At 54.5% G+C, this 11,913-nt stretch carries 11 protein-coding genes; 7 read left to right on the top strand and 4 right to left on the bottom strand.

Going from position 1 to position 11,913, the window contains the following annotated elements; genetic code table 11:
* Positions 1 to 46: 46 nt before the first annotated feature.
* From WG938_RS00230 to dnaA, 4 genes are all read right to left on the bottom strand, one after another.
* Positions 47 to 715, bottom strand: a complete 669-nt coding sequence (locus WG938_RS00230; protein ID WP_339976381.1) for a DUF721 domain-containing protein — start codon at positions 713 to 715, stop codon at positions 47 to 49.
* Positions 708 to 1,919 (bottom strand): DNA replication/repair protein RecF, encoded by a 1,212-nt coding sequence (recF, locus tag WG938_RS00225; protein ID WP_339976380.1) that lies wholly within the window; start codon positions 1,917 to 1,919, stop codon positions 708 to 710. Before recF ends, WG938_RS00230 begins: the two co-directional genes overlap by 8 nt.
* A gap of 38 nt (positions 1,920 to 1,957) precedes the next feature.
* Positions 1,958 to 3,148 carry a DNA polymerase III subunit beta gene (gene dnaN / locus WG938_RS00220; protein ID WP_339976378.1) on the bottom strand — a complete coding sequence of 397 codons (1,191 nt, stop codon included), beginning with the start codon at positions 3,146 to 3,148 and terminating at the stop codon, positions 1,958 to 1,960.
* A 606-nt stretch (positions 3,149 to 3,754) separates the two neighbouring features.
* Complete coding sequence (gene dnaA, locus WG938_RS00215; RefSeq protein WP_339976376.1) at positions 3,755 to 5,443, bottom strand: chromosomal replication initiator protein DnaA; 1,689 nt, start codon at positions 5,441 to 5,443, stop codon at positions 3,755 to 3,757.
* 721 nt (positions 5,444 to 6,164) lie between these two features.
* Between dnaA and rpmH the strand changes: the two genes are divergently transcribed.
* The 7 genes from rpmH (at position 6,165) to WG938_RS00180 (ending at position 11,908) form a co-directional block, all read left to right on the top strand.
* The gene (gene rpmH, locus WG938_RS00210; RefSeq protein WP_035121629.1) at positions 6,165 to 6,302 is read left to right on the top strand and encodes a 50S ribosomal protein L34; all 138 of its coding nucleotides are present in this window, start codon (positions 6,165 to 6,167) and stop codon (positions 6,300 to 6,302) included.
* An 18-nt stretch (positions 6,303 to 6,320) separates the two neighbouring features.
* Positions 6,321 to 6,695, top strand: coding sequence for a ribonuclease P protein component (gene rnpA / locus WG938_RS00205; RefSeq protein WP_339976369.1), 375 nt, complete (start codon positions 6,321 to 6,323; stop codon positions 6,693 to 6,695).
* Complete coding sequence (gene yidD, locus WG938_RS00200) at positions 6,631 to 7,029, top strand: membrane protein insertion efficiency factor YidD (protein WP_445228157.1); 399 nt, start codon at positions 6,631 to 6,633, stop codon at positions 7,027 to 7,029. The genes rnpA and yidD overlap by 65 nt, the downstream gene beginning before the upstream one ends.
* A 91-nt stretch (positions 7,030 to 7,120) precedes the next feature.
* Entirely contained in the window at positions 7,121 to 8,290 is a 1,170-nt protein-coding gene (gene yidC / locus WG938_RS00195; RefSeq protein ID WP_339976367.1) for a membrane protein insertase YidC, read from the top strand.
* Between the two features lie 620 nt (positions 8,291 to 8,910).
* The gene (rsmG, locus tag WG938_RS00190; RefSeq protein WP_445292866.1) at positions 8,911 to 9,585 is read left to right on the top strand and encodes a 16S rRNA (guanine(527)-N(7))-methyltransferase RsmG; all 675 of its coding nucleotides are present in this window, start codon (positions 8,911 to 8,913) and stop codon (positions 9,583 to 9,585) included.
* A 138-nt stretch (positions 9,586 to 9,723) separates the two neighbouring features.
* The gene (locus tag WG938_RS00185) at positions 9,724 to 10,680 is read left to right on the top strand and encodes a ParA family protein (protein WP_339976363.1); all 957 of its coding nucleotides are present in this window, start codon (positions 9,724 to 9,726) and stop codon (positions 10,678 to 10,680) included.
* A gap of 16 nt (positions 10,681 to 10,696) precedes the next feature.
* Positions 10,697 to 11,908: a ParB/RepB/Spo0J family partition protein gene (locus tag WG938_RS00180; RefSeq protein WP_339976361.1), complete on the top strand. Its 1,212-nt coding sequence runs from the start codon at positions 10,697 to 10,699 to the stop codon at positions 11,906 to 11,908.
* The last annotated feature ends 5 nt before the right edge of the window (positions 11,909 to 11,913 follow it).

The following is an 11,913-nucleotide window of genomic DNA, read 5'->3' as shown; positions in this document are numbered from 1 at the left end:
TGGGATTAATTCAGAGAATATCGTTGCGATTTTATGTCTTCCGGGATCAGCCATACGTGTCGCGCGGACCGCGACCTTTGACGTGAAACCGACCCTTTCGCCAGCTAGGCGCCTGTGGACCGTATATCTTTAGCTCGTCAACGATGCCATCCCCAACGGCCTCTGCAATGTTTTTGAGCACTGTGGCCTGCGCTAATCTCAGTTGTGTCGCCCACGCACTCGAGGAGCACTGCACGATCACCGTTGAATCCTTGAACTCACGCACTTCCGTGTGCTCTGCGACAACACTGCCCACAATCTCTGGCCACTTCGTCATAATCACGCCATGTGCAATATTGCGATGCCAACCACGCTCTGTTGATTGCTTCGCCAACACCGAACCAATGCTGACCGGCGATCGATCCTTCTTCCGCCAGATTTTGATACCCGGCGAGTACAGAAATTGATCTGGAACACGCGTTCCTGCAATGTCCCTGACCACAGGTTTGCCATCCTCAGCAACATCACTCTCGCCAAGCGTGTTCGGCCGTGTCGACGCTGCCTCCAAACTCCACCCCGAATTCTTTCGCGGCGACCTTTGCAGTGAGGGCGGCTTGTAACCAGCACTTTCCGCCTGCGAACGCATCTTCGCAAAGGTCTGCGCCACCAGATCGTGGCTCGCTGACTCGGTTGCTGCATCCTTGCCGCTTGCCTTAGCTGTCGTATCGTCAGTCACTGTCAGCCCCCGCCAACACGGACACGCGATCCTCGTGGGTGTCCTTTACCGTCACAGAGTAGGTGCTGACCTGCACATTATTGTCCTTTGCCACTGCAAACAGCGCTTTCGGCAATTCCTCGCCCACCGCTGAGGTAATCAACACCTGTTCAGCGTGCACCGCAATATCGATCAATGCTTCACGACGCTGTCGATCAAGCTCCGCGAACACATCATCGAGCACTAGAATCGGGTCTGGTCCGTCCTCCTTCAACAGGAAGTACGACGCAAGTCGCAGTGATAGTGCAAAAGACCATGTCTCACCGTGACTGGCGAACCCCTTTGCCGGATCCTGGCCCAGAATAAGTCCCAGGTCATCGCGATGCGGCCCCACTAGTGACACACCACGCTCGATTTCGCGCTGGCGCATTCGACCCAGCCGAGCAAGCAGCAAAGCCTCGACCATCTCGACATCCACCGGGATGTCCTCGCCACCCAGGTCTTCCGTCAGCTTCGACACGTAAGAGATTTTCGCCAAACGTGACGACGGCGCCAACGTCTTATACGCATCCTCCACCAATGGGCCAAGTTCCCGGACAAGCTCGGCGCGAGCCGAAGTTAATACAGCTCCTACCTGGGCGATCTGTGCATCCCACGTATCCAAGGTGGCCAGCGCGGCTTCACCTTCCGCCGAAGAATAGCCCCGACGCAACGATGCACCAGCAGTTTTCAGCAGGGCGTTTCGCTGGCGGAGGATTCTGTCATATTCGATGCGGATACCGGCTAGTCGCGGTCGTCGTAAAGCGAGAAGATCGTCGAGATAGCGACGTCGACCACCAGGATCGCCCTTCACCAACTCCAAATCCTCGGGGGCAAAGAACACTGAACGCACTGTGCCCAAAAGTTCGCGTGCGCTGCGCAATCGCGTGCGATTCAGCTGAGCTTGGTTGGCACGGTGCGGATTGATGAGCAGATGAGCAGTGAGTTCTCGACCATCGTTCACAGCCGTGGCAGAAATACGGGCCGTCTCCGCTCCAGAACGAATGAGAGGCGCGTCCTGCGACACTCGATGTGACGACAGCGTGGACAAGTAGCCCACGGCCTCCACAATGTTGGTCTTTCCATAGCCATTTTTGCCGGTGAATACCGTGATTCCGGGCGTCAGCTCGAGCTCGAACTCGGGCCACGACCGAAAATCACGAAGAGACAAATAACGGAGGTACATGGAAGCCTTTGCGGCCTGACCAGCGGCGCGCTAGCGCACTAGTTGGACAAGCGAAGTGGCATGAGAAGGTACGTGTAGTACGTCTCAGGAGTTGGGTACATACCGGATTCATCAGGGGTTGGCAGTTCCTCTGGTTCCGGAATCATAATTGCAGGTCGCGATGGCTGAGTGAAGCCCATGACCACGCGATCGCTATCGACAGCCGTCAGGCCATCAGACAAGTACGCCGGGTTGAAAGCAACAGTCAAAGGTTCGCCGTAGAAATCGCAAGGAATGGTTTCTTCAGCACGACCAGCTTCATCACCGTGTGCAGACAGCACCAACGACCCCTCGGAGAAGCTCATCTGAATACGAGCATTTCGATCCGTAACGAGCGACACACGGCGAATAGCTTCCCGCAGTGGCTCGATCTGGATTGCAGCCAGCGACGAATGGTGCGTTGGCAATAGTGGACCGAACTTTGGGAAGTCAGTATCGAGCAGACGAGTCGTCGTGCGACGTTCCTCGCCCAAAATGCCCAGCATGCCACCTTCACCAATAGCCTTACCATCGGATCCGTCGCCAAATGCCAAGGTCACAGGCTCGCTGCTGGAAGTTTCCAACGAACGCGCGGCTTCGGTCAAAGTCTTTGCAGGAATGATCAGAGCTGCGTTGCCCTCGGGAATCTGGTTCCACTCAAAAGTACGAACTGCAAGGCGGAAGCGGTCGGTCGCGGCCATCGTGACATGGTTGCCCTCAGTTTCCATCCGCACACCAGTAAGCATCGGCAGTGTTTCATCCCTGCCTGCTGCCACCACAACCTGATGAATGGCATCAGAAAATAGCTTCTGGTCAATGGTGCCTGTTGCCGCAGGAATCTCTGGTAAAGCTGGGTAATCCTCGAGAGTCATGCTTGGCAGTTCGAAGTTGGACTGGCCACAAGTGACAAAAACCTTGGTGCCATCGAAGTTCATCTCGATTGGCATATTCGGTAGCTTCGACACGATATCTGCAACAAGTTTGCCATTCACCGCGAATCGACCTGGCTGTTCAACCTCAGCGGAGATTCGAATCTGTGTGGAAACTTCGTAGTCGTATCCAACGATTTCCAGTCCCTCAAACGTGGCTTCGAAAACCATGGCACGAAGAATCGGCTGTGTAGGTCGAGCTGGCAAATTACGAGCAACCCATCCCACTGCTTCCGCGAGATCATGCTTTGCAGCGCGGAAACGTACGTTCTCGTAACTCATCGTGGTCTCGATCCTCCGACAAAATCTTGTGCTTCATTCACGTTCTTTGAACTACAACCTTATCCCAGAGTCGTAAGCCAGCGAACTCCAGGCAAGTTACAAATTCTAATCCTTGACGGTTGGGTGTCCGGCGTTCCTCTTTGAAATTTTGTCATTCACAGAAAAGTTGAGCTCCCTTTTCTTTTCACGTTTCTGAGATTTAGATAGTGAGTAGTAGTTGTAGGTCCTGTGCACTCTGTGGAATGAGCCGAACTGCGCTGGTCGACGCCGTTTTATTGCTGTTTACACTTCAGTGCAGAGTTTGTGGATAACCTACTTCCTCTGTGGATAGATTTGATGCATACCGCGTTATCCACAGATCCTCCTATTCATCCACAGCTTGCTCCACTGTAAATCCGGTGGTTGCCAACAAGCTGATGCCATAAATTACATTTGTGTAATTACATACGTGACATGCAAAAACGGGTGCCCACGTTCCGCGCGATCCCCCACTCGCTCACCCCACTTAACGACGAACACCCCCATGGAACATCGAAATGATCCACAGGGGCGGTCGTCGTAAAGCACAGACCTGAAAGGTGTGCGCAATGTGAGCGTACGGAGAAGCTAGTGGCCGCGAGCCTTGTCCCGGACGCGGGTGGTCAAATCGTTGACCTGGTCCTTCGTTGGCTTCTTTTCCGCGATCTCCTTGCTGATCTTGCGATATGCGTACAAAACAGTCGAATGGTCGCGGTTGCCAAACTCCTTGCCAATTGCAGGCAAGGAAAGGTCGATGAGAGATCGCGTCAGGTACATCGCGATTTGGCGAGCATGCGCTACCGGACGAGTTTTGCTGCTTCCCAGCAGATCAGACACCTTGAGGTCGTAGTACTCAGCCGTAGCGGAAATGATGATGTCCGGGGTCAACTCGATCTCTGCGGCATTTGTGCCAATGATCTCTTCCGCCAACTCCAGAGTCACAGGAATCTTGCGCATCGACGCATTCGCCGTGACCTGAATCAGACTTCCCTCGAGCTCGCGGATCGACGATGAAGCATTTTCCGCAATGTACTGCAGTACTTCGTGAGGTACCTGCAGATCGTCAATGCGAGCTTTCTTGGACAAAATTGCAATGCGAGTTTCCAGATCCGGGAACTGCAGGTCAGTCATCAGCCCCCACTCGAAACGGGTGCGCAGGCGCTCTTCCAGTGTCTTTAGCTCGCGAGGCGGGCGGTCGGACGTCAATACAATTTGGCGGTTGGCCTGGTGCAACGCGTTGAAAGTGTGGAAGAACTCATCCTGAGTACCCTCCTTGCCTTCGAGGAACTGGATGTCGTCGATCATCAACATGTCGAGTTCGCGGTATCGACGCTTGAATGATTCCTGGGCGTCGTCACGGACCGAATTAATGAAGTCGTTGGTGAACTCTTCACTAGACACGTATCGAACTCGCAATTTTGAATCCAGATTGCGAGCGTAGTGACCAATAGCGTGCAACAAATGTGTCTTACCTAGGCCAGAACCACCAGAAATGAACAGCGGATTGTAGGCACGTGCTGGCTGTTCAGCGACTGCGATCGCTGATGCGTGTGCGAACTGATTTTGTGGCCCGATAACGAACGTCTCGAAGGTGTATTTCGGATTCAACGATGGTTCGCGATCCGGAGTCATCATTTCGAAAGGGGTCTCAGCTGTTCGGCCATAGCGCTGAAAAGGCTTCTTAGTCTGCGGTGCTTGTGGAGAATCTCCCCCATGCGTCAGATTCACGCTTCGCCAGTCGTGATACGGTTCTTGAAATTCAGCTGACTGTTGTGGGACCTGAACCTGCTGTGGTGTCTGCTGATGAGGTAGCTGCTGCGACTGACCAGGGTGAGCCGATGAGGGCTGCGGAGGCATCGGAACTGGAGGTGTGTGATCACCGAAATGCTGCGGTTCCTGATAATCCTGTCCCTGCGGCGCTTGTGATGGCATTTGTTGAGGGACGTTGTGTTGCGTTGGGAATTGCTGAGCCGATTGTTCGGGTTCTGCAATGGTGATCGTCGCGCTAAATGGCTCGCCAGTAATAGAAGTCAGAACCTTCTCGATCTCGTCCTTGAGCTCGAGTTTTGCCAGCGTCTGCGTGATTTCGTTCTGTGCCACAAGCAAGATGAAGCCTGGGAAAAGTCCCCCTGCTGACACAGACCTCAAAAGTACTTTGTGGCGAGCTGCTAGAGGTTCAATTCCAAGATCTGGTGCGCCCTCGTCTGACAGCAGGACATCAAGAACGCTCTTCCACAGCTGTTCGAGTTCCATCGATTCTTCAGACAAATTGCACATTCCTTTTGAGAGTTACAGACACCATGAAAAACAGTCCCCCGATACGGTGCGCTGTTCGTCGTTGTATGACAACCGTAGGTAGAAAACTGCAAAAATATGAAATTCCACGAAACGATCGGGTGTGGGATTCTTGTCCACATTGAGCCACGCCGTCTGGCCTGGCCTTCCACAAAGTTATACACAGCTGTGGAGAACGATCGAATCAAACTAATCCACAGTCTATCCACAACTCACAGGACCGTGTGAAACGGGGTTAACGCTGAAATGGCGTCGAGTTGACCTGGGCGTTTACTCTAAAGTCCCAGCTCGACTGTGACTCGTGTGTTTCAAGTTATCCACAGTTGTATGAAAATGGGTGACTGTGGAAAGTTGTGGAATTGGTGGAGTTCTCACAGCTCACATCGCGTGTATTGGTTCATTGACCTCGTAACTTGACGGGGCGTTGATTTGTATTCCAGGCTCCAAACAACGTAGTCTGTTCTGGTCTGTCATATTCTGACGTTTGATGTCTTGTAGCCGTGAAGTTCACGCTTCGTTGTTACGGTGTCGAGCGAACACAGTATGACCCCGCGATAGTGCAGAACGTGGTTAACGAGTACTTGGTTAGCTATTCACTGTGCACAACCCGCGGACCTGATTGCGTCAGCTTGAATTCATTCCGATGGGTTCGCTTGCAATCACGACCAGAGAAAATGTTTCAGAGACCCTAGGAGTGTCAACCGTGTCGAAGCGGACGTTCCAGCCGAATAACCGTCGTCGTGCACGCGTGCACGGCTTCCGTACCCGTATGCGTACCCGTTCTGGCCGTGCCGTTGTGGCAGCTCGCCGCAACAAGGGCCGCGCACGTCTTTCTGCTTAAGAGAGACACCGATTCAAGGTGCTCCCTCAGCAGTTCAAGCTGCAAAGTTCCGCAGACTTCTCGTTTGTGGTGCGTAAAGGACGCCGAGTCGGACGCAGGACTGTAGTCCTGCATATTCTTGACCGCTCTGCTTATCAGGGAGCGAAGGCCGATGTGCCGTTCGTCAGACATGGCGGACCGCACGTCGGCCTTATTGTGTCTAAAGCTGTTGGCAACTCGGTGGTGAGGCATGCAATTGCCCGAAAACTCCGACATATCGCTGCAGCGGTAGCCCCAGAGATATCAGCTGATCTCGATATCGTCATTCGAGCTCTACCACGAAGTGCAGATGCCACTAGCGAGGAGTTGGAGAAAGATGTGCGGTCAGCCCTCAAAATCGCACCGCGACGATGAATCCACACGGAAACACGGAATCACGCATGACGACGACGTCATAAAGCATTCCGAACCCACTAACCGCCTATCTATTGGTGCTCGAGCCGTGGAAAGTATCTTCCTTTTCTACCGCCGGCGGATTTCGCCGTTAAAAGGTGGCGGCACTTGTCGGTTTGAACCGACGTGCTCCGCTTACGGTCTGACTGCGGTCCGTCGCTTCGGTGCGATTCGTGGAACGTGGTTGACGTTTCTTCGCATTATGCGGTGTGCGCCGTGGCACCCGGGTGGTTGGGACCCAGTCCCCCGCTCGTATCCCGGCCTGGCGCCGTGGTGGAGGCGAATGCACAGGTAACCTCTAGGAAGACTGTCGTAACAATGCTGTCGTAGACGCGACCGCTATACAACGCACGACTCGAAAAACCGTAAGGAGTGAGTCCTACACCGTGCTCAATTTTGTCTATTGGCCGATTTCGGCCATCTTGTGGTTCTGGCACCAGGCCACAGGATTTATTCTCGATCCACAGTCGGGAATCTCGTGGGTGCTCGCAATCGTCCTCCTGGTGATGACGATCCGCGTTCTTCTCTTCCGCCCGATGTTGAAGCAGCAGCGGTCTGCTATCAAGATGCAGCAGATGCAGCCAGCAATGGCTGCCATTCGTGAGAAGTACAAGAACGATCAGCAGCAGCAAGCACTCGAGATGCGCAAGCTGCAGAAGGATATGGGTGTCAACCCACTTGCTGGCTGTCTGCCAATGCTCGTGCAGATGCCGGTCTTCATTGGTTTGTTCCACGTACTCCGTTCGTTCAACCGCACCGGCACCGGCGCGGGACAGGCCGGCCTGAGTGTCGAGCAGAATTGGAACACAGCGAATTACTTGTTCGGTGTTGAGGAAGTTCGCTCTTTCTTGCTGGCACGAGTTCTGAATGCTCCACTGTCTGGTTCCGTAGCAATGGGCCAGGATCAGTACGCAGCCTTTACCGCGCCTGGTACTGCACCAGACTTCACACGCACGGACATCATGATCGTCGCTATCCCGCTGATGATCATCTCCGCACTGGCTACCCACTTCAACGCTCGCATGTCGGTGAACCGTACGCAGGCTCGTCAGGCGGCAGGCCTCCAGCAGCGCCAGGAAGGCCCAATGGGCCAGCAGATGGACATGATGAACAAGATGATGCTCTGGTTCATCCCTCTGATGATTCTGGGCACTGGCTTTATGTGGCACATCGGCCTTCTGGTGTACATGCTCACAAACAACATTTGGACCTTCTTCCAGCAGAAGTACATCTTCTCGAAGCTGGATAAGGAAGAGGCTGAGGAGCTCGCTACTAAGGCCGAGGAGAAGCGTCGCGTTCAGGAGAACCTCGCCCCTAAGCCAGGCGCCAAGCCTGTCAACCCTAAGAAGGGCGGCAAGCCTCAGTCTGCGGGCTCGCGTAACGACGGCTCCGTCGAGAAGCCTGGAAACGCTGTGAAGTCGAGCCACCTGCCATCTGGTGACTCTTCTAAGGGCCAGCAGGGCCCAGTGAAGGACTCAGTGACGGGAACTCCTGGAGCTAAGCCTGCGCCGGGTCAACGCCCGCAGCAAAGGAAGAAGAAAAAGCGTAAGCGTTAAGCGCTCACAGTTGTAGCGAAGTTGGCGTCTATGAAGAATTGAAACCCCCACCATTCGGTGGGGGCTTTCTTTATGTGTAGGGTCTTTATGTGTTGAGTTCGCCAGGAAGCGAGAGTGCAGTTTTGGCCGTGCGGGATTTCCGTGTTCGTTTGGGTTACCGAGGAGGGCCTTGCGCCCCGCTTTGATCGGGCGGTCTGCGGAAGGCGACGATCATCGTTCGTCGCTCCGCGACGGAAAGAGTCGTCTTCCGGGTGGAATGTCATTGATGTAATTAAGGGGCCCGTTTGCGCTGTCGCCTTGGTTTCACGTGGAACATCGATGGTTTCACGTGAAACCTCTCCATTTGGCTGTCGCGGAGTTCCCCGTTTAGCGAGTTCTCAGTTCAAGCCGGTATCGTTTAACTCAGATGGATAGCGGTTCGGATTCGTTCTCGTCGTGGGTTTTGCCAATGTGACTGCCAGGGTTTCATTCTCAATGTTTCACGTGAAACCAAGAGAGTTTCATTCTTTAGAGAGCCACATTGCGTAGAGCATCGGCGAGGGAATCCTTTTTCGCTTATCGTCCAGTGAGCATAGCGTGCCACTGCCCCATAGCTAGCCGGCTACAGATAGAGGTCAACATTGATGTCTGACGACATTGCAGCTCCGCGAGAAGCGGAAGAAATCACCGCTGAACCAACAACCGAAATTGAGCGTGTGTTCGGCGAGAACGCAGACAAGGCCCGTGAATATTGGGGTTGGCTGAGCGCTGAAGCCACCGTGCGAGGTTTGATCGGCCCACGAGAGGTGCCACGCTTGTGGGAACGTCACATCCTGAATTGCGCTGCAGTGGGCGATGCGATCGAGGAAGATAAGTCAGTCGTTGACATCGGTTCGGGCGCTGGGTTGCCGGGCATCCCACTAGCTCTCGCTCGGCCTGACCTCACGATCACATTGCTTGAGCCCCTCCTTCGACGAACTACCTTTCTCGATGAAGTGGTTGCTGACCTAGCACTCGAAAACGTTACCGTCGTGCGGGGCCGCGCTGAGGAGAAGGCCGTCGTCAAGCAGATTGGTGCAGTGGATGTTGCAACGTCTCGTGCGGTAGCTCCCCTGGGCAAACTTGCGAAGTGGTCGCTGCCTCTTGTGAGGACTGGCGGTCATATGATCGCGCTGAAGGGATCGACGGCAGCTGAGGAGATTGAACGCGATGCGCGGGATATTAAGAAGGCGAAGGGTATGAACGCAGAGGTGATTGAAGTCGGTAGCGAGTACTTGGCTACCCCAACCTATGTCGTTCGTATCGAGAAGAAGTAAGGTGGTAAGCCTACAGCTGCTCGGAAGAGGTCATGATCGTCGCACAGTGACGTTCTCCCTTTCGGCAGCTTTAGTCACCACCAAGTATGTGAAAAGGCCAACTACTGTGCCGATATCTGACTACAAAGGGGACATGTAATGGGTCGAGAGACTTGGGAAGATACTCCGATTGCAGCCGCTGCTCGACGCGCGGCTAAGGTAAAGGGTCCTAATCGTCTTTCACTACCTAAGCCCAAGTATCCGCGACGGATCACCATCGCTAACCAGAAGGGCGGTGTTGGCAAAACCACCTCGACGGTGAACATCGCCTCGGCGCTTGCGCGGCATGGCCTGAAGGTTCTAGTGGTCGACAATGATCCGCAGGGCAACGCTTCGACGGCGCTCAGCGTGGAGCATCGCAGTGGTACTCCATCTACGTACGAGATTCTTCTTGGTGAAATGTCACCAGAGGATGTCATGCGCCAGTCCCCCGAGTCTGAAAATCTGTGGGTGATACCTGCGACTCTGGATCTTGCTGGTTCGGAGATAGAATTGGTTAATCTCCTCAATCGCGAACGGCGTCTCCGCCAGGCAATCTCGGATGATTTCCTGATCGACAATGACTTTGACTATTTGATCATTGACTGTCCCCCATCATTGGGGTTGCTGACTCTTAACTCAATGACGGCGGCCGAGGAAGTCATTATTCCGATCCAGTGCGAGTTCTATGCTCTGGAGGGCGTGACCCAGCTTCTCAATAACGTTGAGATGATCCGTCAGCATTTGAACAAGCGCCTCCACATCAGTGCCGTGTTGCTCACGATGCACGACAGTAGGACGCGTCTTTCTGAGGACGTTGCCAACGAGGTGCGGAACTACTTTGGTGACGCAGTTCTGCGCAATATCATTCCGCGTTCGGTTAAGGTCTCCGAGGCTCCTGGCTACGGCAAGTCTGTCATCGCATACGATCCAGGCTCTCGCGGAGCACTCGCTTACTTGGATGCAGCTAAGGAATTGGCCAAGCGCGGTGACTACACTCCGTCTGATACTTCCGGGGCAATTGGTGTTTCTCCGGAGAAAAAGCGTGACGACGAGTCGTCGTCAGGTGACAACTAGAAGGGATTAGCTGACAATGTCTAATGAGAAGAACGAGCCACGACGTGGTGGTCTCGGTCGTGGACTCGCTGCGCTGATCCCTACTACCCCGGATCCGCATGTGGGTGTGGGTGATTCTGCTGCCGACATCATTTTTGGAAACGGCAGCGGCAACGGTAAGCCCAGCGGTACTGCGAATCGTGAGAACCCACTTTTAGGTGGAAAGGCGCGAAATTCCGGTCTTTCTGGCGGGCACCTGGGTGAGGGTGCATTACGTCACGGTGACGAAAATGGTTCTGGACGTGGAGATGTTTCACGTGAAACAATGCCGGGCGACAGTCGACGCGCAACAACTCAGGGCGGGGCCACTGAAGCCCCATCCGAAATTGGTGCCACCTACCGTGAAATTCCGCTAGAGCTGATTGCTCCGAATCCACGGCAGCCCCGTGAAGTCTTCGACGAAGAACCGCTGAACGAACTCGCCCACTCCATTCGCGAGTTCGGACTCATGCAGCCGATCGTTGTCCGCGCGCTCCAGGACAAGGACCGTGCTACGGCACTGGAGCAAGCGCGGGAGCGCAATACTGACGCGGTACAGCCCGAGTTTGAAATCATTATGGGTGAGCGCCGTTGGCGAGCAAGCCAGCGGGCGGAGCAGGAGACTATCCCCGCGATTGTTCGCGAGACGTCGGACACCGACATGCTTCGCGATGCCTTGCTGGAGAATATCCACCGCGTCCAACTGAATCCTCTCGAAGAGGCTGCAGCCTACCAACAGCTCCTCGAAGAGTTCGATGTCACGCAACAACAACTTGCGGATAAGATCGGGCGTTCGCGACCAATGATCACCAACATGATTCGTCTGCTTCAGTTGCCGGTCCCAGTGCAGCGTCGTGTCGCGGCCGGTGTTCTGTCGGCAGGTCATGCCCGAGCACTACTGGGAGTTCGGACGGGTCGAGATGATCAAGAGGCACTTGCCAATCGCATCGTGGCCGAGGGTATGTCGGTGCGTGCCACTGAAGAAGCTGTCACTCTCCTCAACCGTGGACAGCAGCCGGAGCCACGTCGTGCACGCAACACCATTGAACAACCAGAACGTTTGAACACCTGGGCTAGCCGTCTGGCGGACACCTTCGACACCAAGGTGACCGCAACCATGGGTAAGCGCAAGGGCAAGATCGTCATCGAGTTCGGCGATCTTGACGACTTCGACCGCATTATGTCAATGATCGAGAACAACGACAGTTAAGAATC

It is taken from the genome of Corynebacterium sp. H113, assembly GCF_037572315.1.
Classification (GTDB): domain Bacteria; phylum Actinomycetota; class Actinomycetes; order Mycobacteriales; family Mycobacteriaceae; genus Corynebacterium.
Note: the sequence above shows the minus strand (reverse complement) of the source record. Positions and strands in the feature narration are given on the sequence as shown.